This is a genomic window from Sphingomonas paucimobilis NBRC 13935 (assembly GCF_000739895.2).
Classification (GTDB): Bacteria; Pseudomonadota; Alphaproteobacteria; order Sphingomonadales; family Sphingomonadaceae; genus Sphingomonas; species Sphingomonas paucimobilis.
Genome location: NZ_BBJS01000068.1, coordinates 1 through 17475, shown reverse-complemented (window position 1 = coordinate 17475; position 17475 = coordinate 1). Strand labels below are relative to the sequence as shown.

Annotated in this window: 23 protein-coding genes and 1 riboswitch; of the genes, 15 read left to right on the top strand and 8 right to left on the bottom strand. The window is 63.7% G+C overall.

Annotation, left to right across the window (positions count from 1 at the left end; all coding sequences use genetic code 11):
• Position 1 precedes the first annotated feature (1 nt).
• Together SP6_RS19480 and SP6_RS19475 are read right to left on the bottom strand one after the other, a co-directional pair.
• Positions 2-1930: a cytochrome c/FTR1 family iron permease gene (locus tag SP6_RS19480; protein ID WP_042469560.1), complete on the bottom strand. Its 1929-nt coding sequence runs from the start codon at positions 1928-1930 to the stop codon at positions 2-4.
• Complete coding sequence (locus tag SP6_RS19475) at positions 1930-2556, bottom strand: cation efflux transmembrane domain-containing protein (protein WP_042469547.1); 627 nt, start codon at positions 2554-2556, stop codon at positions 1930-1932. The genes SP6_RS19480 and SP6_RS19475 overlap by 1 nt, the downstream gene beginning before the upstream one ends.
• A gap of 96 nt (positions 2557-2652) precedes the next feature.
• Here SP6_RS19475 and SP6_RS19470 point away from each other — a divergent pair, with 96 nt between their 5' ends.
• Entirely contained in the window at positions 2653-3042 is a 390-nt protein-coding gene (locus SP6_RS19470) for a MerR family transcriptional regulator (protein ID WP_172463294.1), read from the top strand.
• A gap of 9 nt (positions 3043-3051) precedes the next feature.
• Here SP6_RS19470 and SP6_RS19465 read toward each other — a convergent pair whose 3' ends face one another.
• Positions 3052-4251 (bottom strand): aspartyl protease family protein, encoded by a 1200-nt coding sequence (locus SP6_RS19465; protein ID WP_082052599.1) that lies wholly within the window; start codon positions 4249-4251, stop codon positions 3052-3054.
• Positions 4252-4468: 217 nt separating this feature from the next.
• Positions 4469-5226 (bottom strand): IS5 family transposase gene (locus SP6_RS20665; protein WP_096614366.1). Its coding sequence is split into 2 segments (ribosomal slippage): positions 4469-4905 and positions 4905-5226, totalling 759 coding nucleotides; the frame shifts between segments, so codons are not numbered across the junction.
• Between the two features lie 240 nt (positions 5227-5466).
• On the opposite strand from SP6_RS20665, the gene SP6_RS19450 reads away from it, so the two are divergent.
• Together SP6_RS19450 and SP6_RS19445 are read left to right on the top strand one after the other, a co-directional pair.
• The gene (locus SP6_RS19450) at positions 5467-5790 is read left to right on the top strand and encodes a hypothetical protein (RefSeq protein WP_170172305.1); all 324 of its coding nucleotides are present in this window, start codon (positions 5467-5469) and stop codon (positions 5788-5790) included.
• Entirely contained in the window at positions 5787-6389 is a 603-nt protein-coding gene (locus SP6_RS19445; RefSeq protein WP_042469545.1) for a hypothetical protein, read from the top strand. Before SP6_RS19450 ends, SP6_RS19445 begins: the two co-directional genes overlap by 4 nt.
• 19 nt (positions 6390-6408) lie before the next feature.
• Here SP6_RS19445 and SP6_RS21145 read toward each other — a convergent pair whose 3' ends face one another.
• Entirely contained in the window at positions 6409-7086 is a 678-nt protein-coding gene (locus SP6_RS21145) for a hypothetical protein (RefSeq protein WP_128130751.1), read from the bottom strand.
• Between SP6_RS21145 and SP6_RS19440 the strand changes: the two genes are divergently transcribed.
• From SP6_RS19440 to SP6_RS19400, 9 genes are all read left to right on the top strand, one after another.
• Positions 7061-7432 (top strand): TIR domain-containing protein, encoded by a 372-nt coding sequence (locus tag SP6_RS19440; protein ID WP_042469555.1) that lies wholly within the window; start codon positions 7061-7063, stop codon positions 7430-7432. The genes SP6_RS21145 and SP6_RS19440 overlap by 26 nt on opposite strands.
• A gap of 13 nt (positions 7433-7445) precedes the next feature.
• Positions 7446-8435 (top strand): caspase family protein, encoded by a 990-nt coding sequence (locus SP6_RS19435; RefSeq protein ID WP_018251245.1) that lies wholly within the window; start codon positions 7446-7448, stop codon positions 8433-8435.
• A 1-nt stretch (position 8436) separates the two neighbouring features.
• Entirely contained in the window at positions 8437-8715 is a 279-nt protein-coding gene (locus SP6_RS19430) for a hypothetical protein (RefSeq protein ID WP_018251244.1), read from the top strand.
• Between the two features lie 122 nt (positions 8716-8837).
• Complete coding sequence (locus tag SP6_RS19425; RefSeq protein WP_018251243.1) at positions 8838-9671, top strand: DUF3800 domain-containing protein; 834 nt, start codon at positions 8838-8840, stop codon at positions 9669-9671.
• Between the two features lie 207 nt (positions 9672-9878).
• Complete coding sequence (locus SP6_RS19420; protein ID WP_042469544.1) at positions 9879-10502, top strand: hypothetical protein; 624 nt, start codon at positions 9879-9881, stop codon at positions 10500-10502.
• Positions 10503-10941: 439 nt separating this feature from the next.
• On the top strand, positions 10942-11877 hold the full coding sequence (locus tag SP6_RS19415) for an ArdC family protein (protein WP_042469543.1): 936 nt from the start codon (positions 10942-10944) through the stop codon (positions 11875-11877).
• Positions 11874-12527, top strand: a complete 654-nt coding sequence (locus tag SP6_RS19410) for a hypothetical protein (protein WP_018251240.1) — start codon at positions 11874-11876, stop codon at positions 12525-12527. Before SP6_RS19415 ends, SP6_RS19410 begins: the two co-directional genes overlap by 4 nt.
• A 20-nt stretch (positions 12528-12547) precedes the next feature.
• The gene (locus SP6_RS19405) at positions 12548-12865 is read left to right on the top strand and encodes a DUF7673 family protein (RefSeq protein ID WP_018251239.1); all 318 of its coding nucleotides are present in this window, start codon (positions 12548-12550) and stop codon (positions 12863-12865) included.
• A complete protein-coding gene (locus SP6_RS19400; RefSeq protein WP_018251238.1) occupies positions 12862-13059 on the top strand; it encodes a hypothetical protein in 198 nt (65 codons plus the stop codon). The genes SP6_RS19405 and SP6_RS19400 overlap by 4 nt, the downstream gene beginning before the upstream one ends.
• A gap of 57 nt (positions 13060-13116) precedes the next feature.
• On the opposite strand, the gene SP6_RS19395 is transcribed toward SP6_RS19400, so the two are convergent.
• Together SP6_RS19395 and SP6_RS19390 are read right to left on the bottom strand one after the other, a co-directional pair.
• Positions 13117-13680, bottom strand: a complete 564-nt coding sequence (locus tag SP6_RS19395) for a manganese efflux pump MntP (RefSeq protein WP_018251237.1) — start codon at positions 13678-13680, stop codon at positions 13117-13119.
• Positions 13681-13684: 4 nt separating this feature from the next.
• Positions 13685-13855, bottom strand: a riboswitch (yybP-ykoY riboswitch).
• A 68-nt stretch (positions 13856-13923) separates the two neighbouring features.
• Positions 13924-14193 carry a metal-sensing transcriptional repressor gene (locus SP6_RS19390; protein WP_007406864.1) on the bottom strand — a complete coding sequence of 90 codons (270 nt, stop codon included), beginning with the start codon at positions 14191-14193 and terminating at the stop codon, positions 13924-13926.
• Between the two features lie 137 nt (positions 14194-14330).
• On the opposite strand from SP6_RS19390, the gene SP6_RS19385 reads away from it, so the two are divergent.
• A complete protein-coding gene (locus tag SP6_RS19385; RefSeq protein WP_007406849.1) occupies positions 14331-15455 on the top strand; it encodes a nickel/cobalt efflux transporter in 1125 nt (374 codons plus the stop codon).
• The gene (locus SP6_RS20660) at positions 15455-15646 is read left to right on the top strand and encodes a DUF1289 domain-containing protein (protein WP_037569978.1); all 192 of its coding nucleotides are present in this window, start codon (positions 15455-15457) and stop codon (positions 15644-15646) included. The genes SP6_RS19385 and SP6_RS20660 overlap by 1 nt, the downstream gene beginning before the upstream one ends.
• A 152-nt stretch (positions 15647-15798) precedes the next feature.
• Here SP6_RS20660 and SP6_RS19375 read toward each other — a convergent pair whose 3' ends face one another.
• A complete protein-coding gene (locus SP6_RS19375) occupies positions 15799-15999 on the bottom strand; it encodes a hypothetical protein (RefSeq protein WP_232252448.1) in 201 nt (66 codons plus the stop codon).
• Positions 16000-16206: 207 nt separating this feature from the next.
• Here SP6_RS19375 and SP6_RS19370 point away from each other — a divergent pair, with 207 nt between their 5' ends.
• The gene (locus SP6_RS19370) at positions 16207-17466 is read left to right on the top strand and encodes a TolC family protein (RefSeq protein ID WP_042469542.1); all 1260 of its coding nucleotides are present in this window, start codon (positions 16207-16209) and stop codon (positions 17464-17466) included.
• Positions 17467-17475 lie beyond the last annotated feature (9 nt).

Here is a 17475-nt window from a genome sequence, read left to right as displayed (position 1 = left end):
TCTAGGCGGTTCGCGCCGGGGCGGCCGGCTCCTTGCGACGATTCCAGGCAAATCCTGTCACGATGGCGATCACCATGACGAGTTGCGCGAACACCGATTGCCAGGTTGGAAATAGACCGAGCATCGAAAGGCGCGGCACGTTGGCGAGCGGCGCGATGTCGATGATACCAGCTTCCTGCAGGGCGGAGACGCCCTTTCCCGCCAAAACAACGGTTAAGCCGGCCATCAGCCATGAGCTGTACCGGAAGAACTGTGTGATCGGCAGCGTGCGGCTGTAACGCAGCATCGCCCACGCGATAACGCCAAGAACCCCGATCGCCGAGCCGGCGCCCGCAAGTAGCATCGCGTTGTTTCCCTGTGTCGAAAGAGCGGCGTAGAACAGGATGGTTTCGAAGACTTCGCGGTAGACCACCACGAAAGCCAGCCCGAATAAAAACCAGCCGGACCCGCCCGATAGTGCCCGCGACATTTTTTCCCGGATGTAGCGTTGCCATTGATCGGCTTGCGCCTTGCCATGCATCCAGATTCCGACCGAGAGCAGCACGACCGCAGCGAACAGCGAGCCAAACCCTTCCGTCAGTTCACGGCTCGCGCCGCTGATCCCGATCGCATAGGTAGCAACTGCCCAAGTGAGTGCTCCCGCCACAAGCGCGCTGACCCACCCGCCATGCACATAGCGCAACGCTTCTGTCCGTTCAGCCTTTCGAAGGAATGCGATCATGGCGACGACGATCAAGAGAGCTTCCAGCCCTTCGCGCAGCAGGATCGTGAATGCGCCAAGGAAGGTTGACGCTTCCGTAGCCGCGTCGGGCGCTAGCGCTACCTCGGCATCATCGAACAGGCTGTCCAGCACCGCCACCCGTTCGGCCGCATCATCAGTAGAGGCATTGCTGTCGACCGCGGCGCGGTATTCGCCCATCGCCCCCTCGATCCGAGACATGAGCGTGCTGTCACGCGCCGAGAGTGTCGGCTCGATTGGCTCAAACCCGTCGAGATAGGCGGACAGCGCCAGCTCTTTTGCGGCAGGCCGATCGCCGCGCCGGAACGCGGCCAGGCTTTGCGCCAGCTTGGCGCGCGCGACGGCAAGCGAGCCGGGAGCCTGTTGCATCACCTGATTGGGGTGTCGGCGCAGATAGGCCAGCACTGCGTCGGCTTTAGCCTGTCCGATGCTGCCCGCGAGCGCGGCCGGGGTGAGCGCAACCAGGGTTTTGAGATCGGGAATACGCGCCCGCAAGCTCGCGTCCGATTTCCACAGTCGCTCACCTTCGACCGCTTGCGCGTCGGTCAGCGCGAAGCTGCCGGCGCGGAACGCGAGCGCCCAGCGCTGATCGTTCGGCAGATCGGCGAAGCTCTGCATCGCAGTCCCGTCGATGCCTTGGGTTATCACCTGATAGAGCGCGAACACGCTGCGCTGACGCGCTCGCTCGGCATCGGTGAACGCAATCGGCGGGGTCGTGAGCTTGGCGGCATCCGGGCCATGCCCGTCGCCGGTCAGACCGTGGCAGGACGAACAGTTTTGCGCGAACAGCTGCGTTCCCGTTGCGAAAGCGGGAGCCTTGTCCGGCGCGAGCGGCACCGGATAGGCTGCGAGCAAATCGGCGGCGAGGCCATGCGCGAGCGCCGCGACCTCTTGCGGCGAACCCTTGCGGGCGATCACCCCCTGGAGCTGCGAAGCGCGCTGAATCAGGGATTGTCGCTCCGGGTTGGCGGGGAGCGAACGTAGCCGGGTGGACACGCCGGCGGCGAACTCATTCATCTCCGCAAATTCGGGCGCGCTCTTGACGGAGCCGTCGGCGACCGCGCCGCCATAATCGACCGCCATATAGTCGAGCAGCCGCCACGCGGTTTGAACGTCGGCCGGTTCGGCTATCGCCGCGACCGGGACCAACGCCAGGAGAAAGGCCGCGAGCCGTACCAGGAGCGCGCGCATCACAGCTCCCCCAGCTCGCGCCGCGCGCCGGTGACGATTTCATAGGCGGAGTGGAGGAACAGGAGCGCGATGACGCCGGCGACCGCGAGGTCCGGCCACGCTTTCCCGGTCCACGCGACCAGCCCGGCCGCGGCGATCACTGCGACGTTTGCGAGTGCATCATTGCGGCTGAACAGCCAGATTGCGCGGACGTTGGCGTCGCCGTCGCGGAACCGGGCGAGCACCAACGCCGAGCCAACGTTGATCGCGAGTGCGACAACGCCGATCGCGCCCATCAGCTCGGCATCGGGCGCGGTCGCGTTGAGCGCGCGCCAGATCGCGAACCCGATCACCCCCACCCCCAGCGTCCCGAGAAACAGCCCTTGCGAGAGGGCGACGTGCGCCCGCGCCCGTGCCGACCAGGCGAGCGCGAGCAGGCCGAGGAGGCTGATCGACCCGTCCCCAAGGAAATCGAGCGAGTCCGCCTTCAGTGCCTGGCTATCGGCGATGAACCCGCCGACCAGCTCGACAAGGCCAAACCCGAGGTTGAGCACCACGACCGTCAAAAGGGCGCGGCGATATGCAGGATCCTGCTGGGCGCGGATCGGCTCGCCGTGGCATCCGCAGCTTTCAGTGGCGACAGTCATGCCTCTTCCCTACCACCTCTAGCCGCTGTAGGATCAAGCGAAATCTTGCGATACGTTTGCATTAGCATGGAGCGCGGTATGGGTCCTAAGCCAGTGATGATCGGGGAGCTTGCTCGCGAGACCTCGACCAAGGTGACGACGATCCGCTTTTATGAGTCGATCGGGCTGCTACGATCCGCGCCGCGCACGGCGTCGGGACGCAGAACCTACGATGCCAGCGACCTCGAGCGGTTGCATTTCATCCGCAATGGACGTCGGCTCGGCTTCTCGGTTGACGAGATTCGATCGTTGATCGGGTTGTCCGAGAATCCTGATCAGGATTGTGGCGCCGCTTCGGCCATTGCAACGCAGCACCTGAAAGATGTGGACGCGAAGCTGGGGCAGCTCGCGATGCTGAGAGACGAGTTAGCTGCGCTCAGCCAGAGCTGCACCAGAGCACGCATGGCGGATTGCCGGATCATGAAGGCGATCGGCAAACAGCACTAATCGGCAGCATCAATAATAGTCGGCGAGCCTCAGCTCGCGCACATTGCCGGCCGCCATTGTAAGTTTCACGAGCGTGCCGGCAGGCCCATATCGCCACCGCCAAAGCTGCCCGTGGGTGTAGTCTGCATCTACGGGGTGGCCGTTAACTGCGATGATGCGATCCCCAGCGGCCCAGCCGCCTCTTTCGGCGGGGCTGCCCGCCGCCACATGGACGACGGTCAGTCCCGTAGAGGAAGGCGCCGAGCCAAGGCCGCTGCGATCCCTCAGCATCGGGAGGCGCTGCCGAGGGTCAAGCCGCCGGAACCATACGAACCCGGCGGTCACATCGAATACCACGTCGAATTGAGCGATGAGCGGCAATCCAATGTTGCCGACCGTGCTGGTAGAGAGCCAGGCTCGCATCCCCAGCGCAGGAACATCCGCGACACCGAATCCTTCGATGGTGATGCGGGTAACCGTGAAAGTATCGTTGATTTTTATGCCGTCGACGCCCCCGATCGCCGCGGTCGAAACGGGCTTGCCTTTTAACAGACCTTGCTCACGGGTGTAGGTCGACGAAAGCATCAGGGCCGCCGAGCTGCCGAGGTCGAGCATAAGGGGCACGGGGGCGAGACCCGCCACAGAAGCTCGAATGAACAGCTCCTGTTTGGCTCCACGCTCGAGTGGGACCGCCTTCCAGTCTGGGCCGGCCTGGAACGCCCCGGATTTGGCGACCGCCAACCGTCTGTTCCCGAAATCGAGGGCGATGCAGTTCCCTGTGAACACGTCAGCGCCGAGCAGAATGTCGATCGGGCGGCCGAACGCCGCTGACACCGCGCTGAGATCACCGATGATGGCAAAAGGCAGACGGCGAGTTTCGCGCGCGAGTAGCACGTCAACACCGCGCGCAAGCAAGACCTGCGTTTTGGCGCTTAGACCGCTTATCGTCCGCCGCTCGCCGCTCAGACCGAGCTTTGCCGCGAGCGCCGTGCTCATAATCGAGGCACCACTTCCACTGTCGAGCACCGCGCGCACCGGAAGGCCACCAACTTGCGCCAAAACCAGGAGGGTGTCTCCCGCCCCGATTTCCAGCGGCTCCCATTCCAGGTGGGTCTCGCCGAAGTTCCAGGAGCGCACAGCCTGCAGAGCTGCCCGGGCAGTCGCTGGCGTGCCAATCACCAGGCCCGTTCCGTATGCCAGCATCCGTGAAACCAGGGAGCGTCGAGACATACCGATCGCTTCAACACGAACCGTCAAAGATCCTTCTCCAACCCCCACCATTGAGGAGCAAAATTCTAGTACATGCTCTAGCCACTAGAGGAGCAAGCTCTTTGCAGCACCCGGTAAGCTGTCGTCAGAAACGCTTGGAGAACCCGGCCGCGACGAATGGATGAGGCGGCTTTGACCCCGCTACGCCCGTTCCCACGCTAGGGTCAGGACTCATTGGTCATAGCCAGAAGATGACGGTGGCCGCGAGGGCGACGGCAGAGAAGAAGACGGTTGGGCAGCGGTCGTAGCGAGTTGCGACGCGGCGCCAATCCTTCAGACGGCCGAACATGATCTCGATGCGGCTGCGGCGCCGGTAGCGGCGCTTGTCGTATCTGACCGGCTCGTTGCGCGATCTGCGGCCCGGGATGCAGGGCTGGATGCCTTTGGCTTCCAGGGCGTCTCTGAACCAATCGGCATCATAACCACGGTCGCCAAGCAGCCACTGTGCTTTCGGCAGATCGTCGAGCAAGGCTGCCGCGCCGGTGTAGTCGCTGACCTGCCCGGCGGTCATGAAGAAGCTCAAGGGCCGCCCGTCCGCATCGCTGACGGCGTGCAGTTTGGTGTTCATGCCGCCTTTCGTGCGGCCGATCAGACGGCCGAGATCCCCTTTTTTACCCGCAGACTCGATGCCGTGCGGTGTGCCTTCAGGTAGGTCGCGTCGATCATGACGGTCTTCGGCACGGCCTCCGCTGCCGCGAGACCTTCCATCATTCGCAGGAAAATACCCCTCTCGCTCCACCGCTTCCAGCGATTGTAGAGCGTCTTGTGCGGCCCATAGTCCTTCGGTGCATCACACCAGCGTAGCCCGTTGCGATTGACGAAAATGATGCCGCTGAGCACCCGCCGATCATCGACCCGAGGCTTGCCATGGCTCTTGGGAAAGAACGGTTGCAGACGCGCCATCTGCTCATCCGTCAGCCAGTACAGGTCGCTCATCCACTCTCTCCTCACGGAGCCTGAATCAGATCGCGCCTCCCACATCAATGGGTCCTGACCCTAGGGACGATCAAGCAGTAAGCGAGGCCTGCCGCCGGCCCGTGCTCTACTGCGCTGGCGTGTGCCACGCCGCTCCGCGGAACCCCGTCGCCGGGTTTCCGCCCGTGCGGGTGACGATCAGACTAGGCCACAAAGGGCCGCCCTCGCGGGCAGGCGTTGCTCATGCGGGGAACCGCTCCAATGCTTGAGCGCGGTTCTCCCGCCGCCGTCCTGATCGGCCGTTGGGGCATGGCGCTGTCCCTTGTCGTCGGCGCCGTCCTGGCCGGTCGCCTCATCCGTGCTTTCCCCTACCTGCTCCCCAACCGCCTTCCCGGCCTGGTCCTCTACGAGCTGGGGCCAGCGCTGATCCTCGGGGTGGCGATCGGGGCCGCCATCGCCATCACGCACGACTTGCGCCCCGGCATCCGGGCGCGGCTCGCGCTGTTCGCGCTCGCCGCGCTGGTCGCCGGCGCCGTCACGCTGGCCGTCGAGTTTGACGCAGCCTTGCAAGGACGTTGGCTATGAGGAAGCAGCAACGGTTCGTCGCCATCGAAGGGCCGGTCTCGTATATCATCGGTTTTCACGACACGACCGACGTAAGCGTGACCCAACACACGACCCACCGCGCAGACCCCGCCGTGCCCATTTCGCATCCCGGTGATACGATCCACCGGACCGGCCTGACCCGCGCGGAGACGCATACCTTCGTGAATACCTCCCGCGAGTTCGCGATGCTGTTCGAGGTCAACGGCCACACGCTCAAGCTGTGCGCGAGCGACTATATCGCCTTGGCCGTCGGCGACCGCGTTCGTGCCGTATGCGAGCCCATTCCGGACTGCCCCATGCTGGTCCGCGACTGGCATAATCAGACGCGGGGCATCCGCTTGCGCGACCTTCCCACCCCGCTCGCCAGCGTCGCGACGGAGATCTGCTTCAGCCTGATCCTGCTCGTCATCGGCTTGGGAGCGGTCTTCCTGTCGGGCGATGACGGGGACGCGCGCACCTTCACGCTGATCGGATTCGGCCTCGTCGCCTTTGCCGCGCTATGCGCCCTATCGGCCAATCGTGGCGCAGCGCGCACCGCCCGAACCCACGCCGAACTGGATCGCCTTACACGACGATGAGGTGTGCCACGTGGCACACCTATCTGCGCGGTGCGCCGCAACCTACTTCTTGGCAGGCGCCGGAGGCGGCGGCGGCGGTGGTGGGGCGACCGGAGCCCGTGGCGCCGGAACAACGCCCGTTTGAGGCTGCGACACGCCCCCCGGCGGCAACGGCGCGCGTGGCGGCGGCGCTATCCCCCTCGATCCGCCCGATCGGGATGGCGGCGGTGCTGGCGGAGGGGCTGGCTTCTCGCTCATTGATACTGACCACGTTCGCTGTGACAAAAGAGAACAAACATAGAAGAGCGGCGGGAAATGACCATAGCGCGAACCCGTTGAGACGTTCGGACCAAGCCGCTACCGGCGGGATATCGTCGTAGAGGGCAGCTCGCCGCGCATCGATCGCCTTACGCGCCGTCGCGAAGCTCACCGTCAGGGCAAGAAGCCCCAAAACATCGATCGCCCATCCGGCAACCAAGGCATACGGCCACACCGCCTTGGCAAGCGGAACCGCGCTTCCTACAAATGACACAGAAGCGGCAAATAGCGCCGTGTGTGCAAGTGCAACAAAGCTGTCGCGTGCAGCTTCGTTTTGAGCATGGGCGGTATCCAGAGCTTGCAGCTCATGCTTAAAGTCGTCGGGCGTTCGCTGATTCATTATCGAAATAGAACCATAATGGAGGATGTTGGAAATGGCTGATAAGAAAGTGCTCTTCATCGCGTTCGCCATCGAGGATGAACGGCAGCGTGACTTCCTCAAAGGGCAGTCGCTCCATCCGCGGCAGCCATTCGAGTTTATCGATATGTCGGTGAAGGAGCCATACGAAAAAGACTGGAAGGATCGTGTCCGCACGCGGATCAAGCGCTCGCATGGTGTGATCGTTCTGGTCAGCAAGAACTCGGCAGCCTCGACGGGCCAGAAGTGGGAAATCCAGTGCGCCCAGGAAGAGGGCAAGCCGATCCAAGGCATCTACGCCTATAAGGATGATCGCGCCTCGATCGCGGGCGTCAGCACCGTTGCCTGGAGCGACGCCAACATCACCAACTTCATCGATTCACTCTGAGCCGGAGGCGACGGTGCGCAAGGCCCTGATCGTCGGTATCGACCATTACGAGAAAATCGGGAACCTCAGCGGGTGCGTGAACGACGCGCACTCGGTGAAGGCCATGCTCGAGCGCCACGCCGACGGCACCGTCAACTTCGCTACACCTAAGCTCCTGACCGGCACCGGTCCCGGCGATCTGGTCGATCGCGAGGAGCTGAAGGCGGCTGTCCGCGAACTCTATGCCGACGACGCGGACATCGCCCTGTTCTACTTCGCCGGGCATGGCTTCATCGAGGACACCGGCGGCTACCTCTGCACCAGCGACAGCCGCAGCGGCGACGATGGCCTGCCGCTTTCAGACATCATGACGCTCGCTGCCAATTCCGGGGCGAAGAACAAGATCATCATCCTCGATAGCTGCCATAGTGGCGCTGCCGGGGAACGTCCCACCCATCCCGCTGCGGAAATCCGCGACGGCATGACCATCCTCACAGCGTCCACCGCCGAGCAATATGCGATGGAGGTCGAAGGGGGCGGTGCCGGCGTGTTCACCAGCCTGTTCGTCGACGCGCTCGGCGGCGCCGCCGCCAACCTGCTGGGCGACGTCACGCCGGGCAGCGTCTATGCTCATATCGACCAGTCGCTTGGGCCGTGGAAGCAGCGCCCGGTGTTCAAGACGAATGTCAAAACCTTCGTGTCGCTGCGCAAGGCGGCACCCCCGATCGCGCTGACCGATCTTCAGGCGCTGGCGAAGCATTTTCCGACCGCCACTTACCAATTCCCTCTCGATCCGGCATTTGAGCCCGAGCGGTCGGAGGAGCAGAAGAACGACCCCTCCATTCCACCGCCGGACCCGGAGAAAACCGCGATATTCGCGGTGCTCCAACGGTATGTGAGGGTCAACCTCGTGCGCCCCGTCGATGCACCGCATATGTGGCACGCAGCGATGGGCAGCAAAGCCTGCGAGCTGACTGTATTGGGCGAGCATTATCGAAGTCTGGTGGAAAGCGGGCTGATCTAACATGGCAAAGCCTCTCGCCGCTGACGCCCGTAAGACCTTGGTCGAACGCCTCGCCGCGATCGAACATGAGCGCTGGTCGCATTGGCAGCGCTACATGCACGGCAAGGCGACCAAACAGGAGGACGGCTCGTTGCTGATCCCCGCCGATCTTGTCGAACGCTGGGAAAAGCAGATTGCGACCGACTATGCCGATCTTCCCGCCGATGAGCAGGAGAGCGACAAGGAGCAGGTGGAGCGATACCTGCCCATCATTGAGGACGCCTTTCGCTCAGGGGAGTAATCAGCGTCCGTTCTTGACAACACCAGGCTCATCGCTCATATCTGTTGACGGACGCGGCTCACGGGCTGCCCCAATTCCGAGGCCCACGCTTAGCGTGGGCTTTCGCGATTCTGGGGACCTGCATGCTGTATTTCGCTTATCTCGACGAGTTTGGCCACATCGGCCCGTATGTCGCGCGCGACGATCCCGCCTACAATGACAGTCCCGTTTTCGGGCTCGGGGGCATGATCCTCCCCTACTCATCCGTGCGGCAATTCTCGACCTGGTTCTACCAGCTCAAATGCAACATGCTGGCTTGGGAGATCGGGCAAAGCGGCCAGCATCCCGCGACATGGGAGAAGAAGGGCTCGGCCCTCTTCACCAGCATGAACGTCGAGAAATACCGGCAGGTTCGCACGGCGGCCAATCGCATCCTCAACAAGATCCGCGCAAGCGGCGGGCATGTCTTCTACGTTGGCCTCGAGAAGAACCGCCCCGTCGCGGAGTTTAAGGCGCAGGCGCTTTACCTCACGGTCCTGGGCGAGGCGATGAAGCGCCTCAACCAATATGCCGATCAGAACGACGCCGATATGGTCATCGTCATGGACGAGCATCAGGATCGCGACGCCATCCTGACTCGCGCGAGCCAAGCCATGTATGGTGGCCCCTCCCCCCGGCGTCGCATCATCGAGCCGCCCTTCCAAGTCGAGAGCGAACGCTACCAGACATGCCAGTGCGCCGACTGGCTATGTGGTCTGGTCGGCCGCGTCGGCGCCTATCAGGCGCGCCCCGACGAATGGGCTGACATGGCTTGGTCGCAGACCTACTTTCAGGACCGGCTCGACGCGGCATCGGTGCGAAGCTCGATCCGCCTGCAAACGGCCGCTACCGAGGTCGAAACGGTGGAAGCCCTACCCGCCGTCGTCGATACAGGTCTCGCACAGCCTGCACCGGGCAACGACGACACGCCGGCCTGACTCCGGCGGGTCAATCCGCCGGCATATCACTCGGCCGGGTCGGACGCATCGTTCCAGCGATGAAGAGGGGTGTGCCACGTGGCACAGCTACGCCAGCAAGGAACTGGTTCCCGAGCTGGGGCCGCGTTCGTCAGCTCGACGATCCAGCCACCCGTGTACGTGGGATCTATACGCCGCTTCGCAAAGCCATTCCCGTAAGGAGGACAAATGCCCGCAGGCCCTGGAACATCTTCCTCAGCGCGTGAACTCGTCACCAAGGCGTTTGACTCCGCCTTCGTGATCGCCACCATATTAGCGGCCATCTATTTTGCCGGGTGGACCTACAGACAGGCCTATTTCGGCCGTTTTGCCATCGATCCGACCAATCTTGGCGGTTCGAACATTGCAGTTGCGGTGGAGGGCCTCGGTGCCATTATCACCACAACCGGCGCGTGGCTTACAGCGATCCTGCCGCTGCTGATCGTGACGGCGCTTACTTTGATTGCCGGCAAGCTCTTCGACCGCGCCAGGGCTGCATCGCATAGGCCGCCGTTTTTTGATCCTCTGACATTGTTTATGGCTCGGGTGGGGTGCGGGACCATTGTCATCCTCATTGTGGTCGCCGCTGGCCATGTTGCAGGTACGATCCGAGCGAAAGACCGCATAGGTAACATCACCCGAGGGGAGGTGTGGATTTACCATCTCGAAGGAAAGCAGGTGTCAGGTATCACGCTGGGGCAATCCAACGACATGACATGGGTTCTCACCAAAGAGGGTGTGCGGCCCCTCAAAACGGCAGAGATCCAGCTTATAGATGGCGCTCTATTCAACAGGGTTGCTACAGAACGCTAACGTCTAGGATCAGCGTGAAGCCGGGTGCGACCCTGCAAGCACCGCTCCTTTCGCTCTCTGCGCCGACCAAGCCGCCGTACCGCCGTCTCGGCCCTATTGGGTGACGATCCTCGCGTGAAAGGTGTGCCACGTGGCACACCTGATCGAAGCGCCTAGGGCGCGGCGTAAGCCCGTTCGCGCCGCTGCCCTCCCCCGGAGGCCATCCAGCGCCGGGGAACACCAAGGGCGGCTGCCCTTTCGTTCCCGAACGACAATCGACCGCCCGTGTAATCCGCCAAGCGTGGCACTCGACGCCCTGCAGGGCGTCGGCCACGCTAGGGCGGCTCGCCCGCGCCAGCGGTAGATTCTCGCCCTCCCTCCCCATCCCGTTCCTCGCCGGAAAGGCAGAGCCGGTTGCTGTTGCGACCGGCTTTCAGCCTCAGAGGAAAGGAAGACAATCATGGGACGGATCACCGACAACCGGGCCGACATCTATCAGGAAATCACCGATCAGATGATCGCCATGATCGAGGCGGGCACCCGGCCTTGGTCGAAATCGTGGAACGGCAGCACCGCACCCACCATCCCGCTGCGCTCGACGGGGGTTCCCTATCGCGGCATCAACGTCCTGACCCTTTGGGTTGCCGCCATGACGAAGGGCTATGCTTCCCCGCATTGGCTGACCTTCAAGCAGGCGCTCGCGCTCGGCGGCTGCGTCCGCAAGGGCGAGAAGGGCTCAACCGTCGTCTATGCCAACAAGATCGAGGTGAACGCCGACAGCAAGGCACAGGAGGGCGCAGAGCGAGGCGAGGATGGCAAGCGTCAGGTGGCGTTCCTCAAGCGCTACACCGTCTTCAATGCCGAGCAGATCGACGGCATCGAGGCGAAATATCCTGCCCCCTTGCCCGTCATCACCGCGACCAATCCCGACCAGCGCGACGCCGAACTGGACACGCTCTTTGCCCGCGTGCCCGTCACCCTCAAGCACTTCGGTTCCCAGCCCTATTATCAGCCGAGCGGCGATCATGTCGTCATGCCGCAGTTTGCCGACTTCCACACCAGCGACGACTATTATTCGACCCTAGCGCACGAGCTTTGCCATGCGACGGGGCACGTTGACCGCCTTGCCCGCCCCTCCCTCATTTCCACGAAGCGCGAGGACTATGCTCGCGAGGAACTGGTCGCCGAGCTTGGGGCCGCGTTCGTCAGCGCCACCATCGGCATCAAGCTCCACGATCGCGAGGACCACGCCGCCTATCTGGCGAACTGGCTTCAAGCGCTCCGCAACGACAAGAAGTGCATCTTCACCGCCGCACGGCTCGCGCAGGACGCGTCCGACTGGCTGTTGAGCCGCATGGCGGTCGAGACAGCGCCCGAACTGGAGGCGGCGGCGTGACCGCCGCCGACGATCCCGGCCCCGACGGGGGCCGGGGCGTGGCGGCGCGCATTGTCTTTGACCCGAGCGTCGCCACGGTGAGCGAGGAGGAGTTTAACGAGCTGGTCGCGATCATGCGCGATGGCCCAAATGCGAAGCCGCTGACCCCCGAAGCGCAATGGCGGCGCGACTATCACAAGGCGATGTTCCACCGCCGCCTTGTCGGCGTACAACCCGACCTGTTCGGCGGGAAGCCGGTAACGCATATGTACAAGGCCGCCCCCGGGCCAGTCAGCGACTGGAAACCGGAACCGGTCGAGGAGAAGCTGTCCCGGATCGCGCGCGATCCCCAAGCGACGTTCGGCATCGGCCGACCGGCTCTTTCGCCGGAGGAACTGGCCGTCGTCATCGACGGCGCAGCCAATTGGCTGCGGATCGCGCAGCGGGTCCGGATTGCGGGCGCTTTCGCATCCTATGACGGGCGCGCGGAACGCCGCATCGGTCGGAAAGGCGTGATCTGGCGCTTGTGCAGCCCGGTGTTTGCAGGCCACACCTATGTTTATCTCGATCCGACCGGCGCCGAGCGGGTAGAGAAGATCGTGATGGTGGAGCTGCGCGACGTCGAGCCGATCGATGATGCGCTGTTGGTCCCCGTCCCCTTCCACGCTTGAAGGAGCAGAAGCGAATAGTCATGAGCCCACCCCAACGCCGCCCCGCAATCCGGGCTGTCAGCTTCGAGGACGTTGGCGAGGCCATTGCCCGCCTGATCGTCGTCGCCGGGTCCGATACCGGCCAAGCCTCGCGTGCGGCCGACTTCCTGTTGGCATGGTGGGACGGCAGTGCATGGGGCCATTTTCCGGTCCTTCACCTCTGCAATTGCGATCCCGGCATCTCGGAAGACATGCTCATCGTCATGGCGCATCTGGCGGCCGAGCCGTCCGTCTATCCCGATGCTTGGGGCTACCGCGACGCGATGGCGGCGCTGGTCGAGCAGTGGCGGCCCGCATGACCCCGCTGCGCACCGCCATCGACATCATGACGGGCTTGCCCATCGATCGCGATACACGCCGCGCGCGGCTACTCGCCGCGCGCCGCAAGCCGGTCGGAAGCATCCCCCGGCGCGGCATCCTGTCCGGCCATTGGGATCGTGGCAATGTCGTCGGCGCGTTCCGGGGAGGACGCGGCAGCTTTATCGCGGACTAGCTGCGAAATCGCGCGCCGCTTCCCCGCCAAGCGAGCAAGCGGCGCGCTGGTTTGAGGTCAGGCGGTGAGGTGCTGGTAGAGGATCGTGCCGCCGATGAGGATGAGCGTCAGCCCGCCCAGCATCTCTGCATAGCGGCCGATATACCGTCCCGCGTGCTTGCCGAGCATGACGCCGATCGTGGCGACGACCGTGGTGATCCCGCCAATGATGAGGCACGCGGTCAGGATATTGACCTGCATGACCGCGAGACTGACACCCACCGCCGTTGCATCGATGCTGGTGGCGAGCGCGGTAACGACCAGTCGCCACACGCCGGTCTGAGCGCGCTGACCCGCGTCCACGTCGCTTTTCGTCGCTGCATGGATCATATGCCCGCCGACGCCGAAAAGCAGGAAGAAGGCTATCCAATGATCGACTGCCGCGATCCAAGTGCTCAGCGCCAGGCCGATCGCCCAGCCAATCGCCGGCGTGATCGCCTCGAAGAAGCCGAACACGGCGCCGACACGTAAGGCATCGCGCCAACGATTGCGCTGATTGGTCGCACCCTTCCCCACCGCCGCAGCGAAGGCGTCGACCGACAAGCTGGCGCCAAGAGCGCCGAGCGTTAGCAAACCCGTCATTGATATACGTCCAAGGGCCGTCAACCGAACGACGCAATCCACCTCCGGCCACGAGAGAGGTAGCGCATCGTTGGTCTCGCCGGGCAGATCAAAATCTGCTGCCATCGCCACGAACCGGAAGGTTCAAGGATGTTGACGATGGCCCCGCAACAGCGGGTAGCTACTCCCCAAGAGTGAGACGCCCGTATCCCCTGGGGGGCATATGTACAAGCCGAATCCGATCAACCCTGTCCGATTAGGCGATCACCAGTATTTGGATATCGCCCGGAACTGCTCCACCGCCACCTTTGTCCCCTCGCCCTCTTCGGCGTGAACCAAGCAGTGATCGATATGATCGTTGATGAGCGCGCGCTTGGCGCTGGCGATCGCGTTCTCCACCGCCTGAAGCTGCTGCGCGATATCGACGCACGGCCGTTGCTCTTCGATCATCCCGACGATGCTTTTCAGGTGCCCGGTCGCACGGTTGAGCCGCTTGATGATCGCGGGATGATTGGAATGATCGTAATGGGCCATGTCACCCTATAAGACAAACGGACGAACTTTGTCGAGCAACCCCCCGGGGGGATAGACTCTATCCCCATGGGGGGATATGGACCTGCCCGAACTTCACGTCCGATCGGTCGCGACCGCCGGGCTTGCCGGGACGCACCATGACCTCTTTCGCCGAACTCGTTCAACAGGGCAGCTCCAATCTCTGGCTGTTCATCCCGACCGCGCTGCTGCTCGGTGCGCTGCACGGGCTGGAGCCCGGCCATTCCAAGACCATGATGGCTGCGTTTATTATCGCAGTGCGTGGCACTGTTGGCCAAGCCGTCCTGCTCGGCCTGTGCGCGGCGCTTTCGCACACCGCGATCGTGTGGGGCATCGCGCTTGGCGGGCAATATCTCGGGCGCGGCATCAACACCGAAACGACCGAGCCTTACCTCCTGCTCGGCTCGGCCGTCATCGTTCTTGGCATCGGTCTATGGATGATTTGGCGCACGCGTGCCGATCAGAAGGCCGAAGCCGCGCACGATCACCACCACCATCACGGCGAGGACGAGATCCGCACGATCGACACCGGCCACGGCATGATGCGTCTGGAGATTTTCGAGGATGGCGTGCCGCCGCGCTGGCGGGCGAGCTTTGCCAAGGGTGGCTGGAAAGCGGCGGATGTTATCCTCACAACGGATCGCGGCGAAGGCCGTTCGCAGACATTCCGCTTCGTCGATCGGGGCGATTACATCGAAAGCGTCGAGGAGATCCCGGAACCGCACGCCTTCAACGCGCGCGTCTCGCTGGGCCACGGCGGCCACAGCCATGACTACGACCTCACATTCGCCGAACACGGGCACGATCACGGCCACGGGCATGATGGACTGAAGGTCACGGGCGACGATGCCTACATGAACGCGCATGAGCGCGCCCACGCCGCCGATATCAGCCGCCGGTTCGCCGATCGTCAGGTAACGACCGGCCAGATCGCGCTGTTCGGCCTGACGGGCGGGCTGATCCCCTGCCCCGCAGCCGTCACCGTCCTCCTGCTCTGCCTCCAGCTCAAGCGTCTCGCGCTCGGTGTCGTGCTGGTGAGCGCGTTCAGCGTCGGCCTTGCCGTGACGATGGTCAGCGCCGGCGTCATCGCATCGCTCAGCGTCACGCACATCCGCAAGCGCTGGTCAGGGTTCGGCGACTTCGCGCGCAAGGCGCCTTATGCGTCGGCGGGCCTGATGCTCGTGATCGCGGGCTACATGGCCTATTCCGGCTTGCAAGGCCTCAGTCGGATCGGCGCGATCTGATGCGATCGCCTTGCGTCGATCTATGTGGTTTCGATGCCCGCACCGGATGGTGCCGGGGGTGTGGCCGCACGCGCGACGAGGTCCGGCGTTGGCGTAACCTGCGACCTGGTGATGCACGCCGCGTCATGAGCGACCTGCCACACCGCTTGGCAAAGCTGACCGACCGTTCCGCAAAGGGGGGCACGTCCTGATGTCGTGTCTCGCCGCCAAGGCGCTGGTATAATGTCGAGCAGGCTGAAATAGCGTGAACGCTCGAATTGACCGGCAAGTGATTTCCTTGCCCCGTTTTTTGCGTCGGCTTACGCTGCAAATGATGGCGGTGCAGCGTTCCTCTGTTGCGATCCTAGGAGTCGTGTTGGCGCTGGCCGCTGTCCTCGGGCTTGTCGCAGTATCGGGATGGCATAGCGCCATGGTTCACGATCACGGCCCGGTTCAAGTCGCCATGGTCGATACCCATTCTGATGACGATCACGACCATGCGGTTATGATCGATCATGACGATCAGGCTCCGGCAAAGCAGGCCGACGGCGACGGGCCAGCTCACCTTCTTGCCCTCGCCGCAGGCCACTGGGTTGCTTTCGATGGCGCGAGGGCTGCGCCGGTTGCGGCCATCGTCGCCGCTCGCGTGTGGTCGATATTAACTCCATCGCTCCCCAGCGGGATCGACCCATCTAAGCTTCTGCGTCCGCCTCGCGGTTGAGTCTCGCCGACGCCGCGCGCGTCGACTGACTACCCTAGAGGATCATGCACTATGAACGGCAGTTTTCGCCGGTCGCGCACCGTTGCGCTGACCGGCGCCTTTGCGGCGCTATCGCCCGTAGGTGCAGCGTGGTCGCAGACCGCACCCCCCTTTGCACAGCTTCTAAATCAGACGCGTGATGTGCCGCGCGTCCTGGCGCTAGAAGCAGACGTCGCCCGAGCACGCGGCTTGGCATTACAAGCGCGCGCCCGACCGAACCCCTCGATCAATGTCTATGCAGAGAATTTCGTGGGCGACCACGATCGCAATGCGCGCAATCAACAACAGACGACTTTCCAGGTCGATCAGCCTGTCGAACTGGGCGGCAAGCGATCCGCTCGGATCGCCGCCGGTGAAGCCGGGATCGTTGCGGCAAAGGCGCGCGATCGTGACGGCCGTCTCGTCTTTGCGACTGAGCTGGCGCGCGCTTATGCTGGTGCCGAAATCGCCGATCGTCGCATCACCATCGCCGAAGAAGAGGTTAAACAGGCGACCGATGTCTTGAGGGTTGCCCGCGCTTTGGTCGGCGCCGGCAAGGAAGCCCGTCTCCGGCAAGTGCAGGCCGAAACCGAACTGAACACGCTTCAGGCCGACCTCGAAAACACGCGCGCTTTCAAGACGGTCGCGCTGGCACGTCTTTCGGCGCTCGCCGGTATGACCACCCCCTTCACCGGCCTTTCGGAGTCACTCCTCGATCGGCTCGATGCCAAGCCGGCTTTCGGTCCCATTGACGCGATGCAGGCGACGACGGTGCGGGTCGCGGAAGCCGAACAAGACGCCGCTGCGCGGGCGGTGACGGTGCAACAGCGCCTCGCCATTCCGAACGTCACTGCGCAGCTTGGAGTGCGTCAACTCCGCGTCGCGAGCGGCCCTGCCCTAGTCGCCGGCATATCGGTCCCGCTCCCCTTCTTCGATCGCAACCAGGGCAACATCGCGGCGGCACGCGCTGAGCTGCAAGGAGCAGAAGCGCGCGCCGCCGCGGCCCGGCTCGAAGCCGAGGCCGGGACACGCGCCGGTCTAGCGCTGGTCGAGGCAGCCGACGCTCGTGCCGCTGCCGCGCAGCGGACTTTGACAACCGCCGAAGAAGGCTACCGCCTCGCCCGCATCGCTTACGAGGCAGGTAAAAGCCCGCTGATCGAACTGCTCGCCGCACGTCAAAATCTCGGAGTCGCCCGCGGCCTCATCCTCGATGCCGCCGCAGCGCGCCTCGACGCCCGCGCCAATCTCGCCCGTCTGCAGGGCCTCACCATCACCGGAGAAGCGGTGCAATGACCGATAAAA

Coding starts and splice junctions, on each gene's coding strand:
- SP6_RS19480 (WP_042469560.1), bottom strand. CDS start 1,930: ATGCGCGCGCTCCTGGTACGGCTCGCGGCCTTTCTCCTGGCGTTGGTC.
- SP6_RS19475 (WP_042469547.1), bottom strand. CDS start 2,556: ATGACTGTCGCCACTGAAAGCTGCGGATGCCACGGCGAGCCGATCCGC.
- SP6_RS19470 (WP_172463294.1), top strand. CDS start 2,653: ATGATCGGGGAGCTTGCTCGCGAGACCTCGACCAAGGTGACGACGATC.
- SP6_RS19465 (WP_082052599.1), bottom strand. CDS start 4,251: ATGTCTCGACGCTCCCTGGTTTCACGGATGCTGGCATACGGAACGGGC.
- SP6_RS19450 (WP_170172305.1), top strand. CDS start 5,467: ATGCTTGAGCGCGGTTCTCCCGCCGCCGTCCTGATCGGCCGTTGGGGC.
- SP6_RS19445 (WP_042469545.1), top strand. CDS start 5,787: ATGAGGAAGCAGCAACGGTTCGTCGCCATCGAAGGGCCGGTCTCGTAT.
- SP6_RS19440 (WP_042469555.1), top strand. CDS start 7,061: ATGGCTGATAAGAAAGTGCTCTTCATCGCGTTCGCCATCGAGGATGAA.
- SP6_RS21145 (WP_128130751.1), bottom strand. CDS start 7,086: ATGAAGAGCACTTTCTTATCAGCCATTTCCAACATCCTCCATTATGGT.
- SP6_RS19430 (WP_018251244.1), top strand. CDS start 8,437: ATGGCAAAGCCTCTCGCCGCTGACGCCCGTAAGACCTTGGTCGAACGC.
- SP6_RS19425 (WP_018251243.1), top strand. CDS start 8,838: ATGCTGTATTTCGCTTATCTCGACGAGTTTGGCCACATCGGCCCGTAT.
- SP6_RS19420 (WP_042469544.1), top strand. CDS start 9,879: ATGCCCGCAGGCCCTGGAACATCTTCCTCAGCGCGTGAACTCGTCACC.
- SP6_RS19415 (WP_042469543.1), top strand. CDS start 10,942: ATGGGACGGATCACCGACAACCGGGCCGACATCTATCAGGAAATCACC.
- SP6_RS19405 (WP_018251239.1), top strand. CDS start 12,548: ATGAGCCCACCCCAACGCCGCCCCGCAATCCGGGCTGTCAGCTTCGAG.
- SP6_RS19400 (WP_018251238.1), top strand. CDS start 12,862: ATGACCCCGCTGCGCACCGCCATCGACATCATGACGGGCTTGCCCATC.
- SP6_RS19395 (WP_018251237.1), bottom strand. CDS start 13,680: ATGACGGGTTTGCTAACGCTCGGCGCTCTTGGCGCCAGCTTGTCGGTC.
- SP6_RS19390 (WP_007406864.1), bottom strand. CDS start 14,193: ATGGCCCATTACGATCATTCCAATCATCCCGCGATCATCAAGCGGCTC.
- SP6_RS19385 (WP_007406849.1), top strand. CDS start 14,331: ATGACCTCTTTCGCCGAACTCGTTCAACAGGGCAGCTCCAATCTCTGG.
- SP6_RS20660 (WP_037569978.1), top strand. CDS start 15,455: ATGCGATCGCCTTGCGTCGATCTATGTGGTTTCGATGCCCGCACCGGA.
- SP6_RS19370 (WP_042469542.1), top strand. CDS start 16,207: ATGAACGGCAGTTTTCGCCGGTCGCGCACCGTTGCGCTGACCGGCGCC.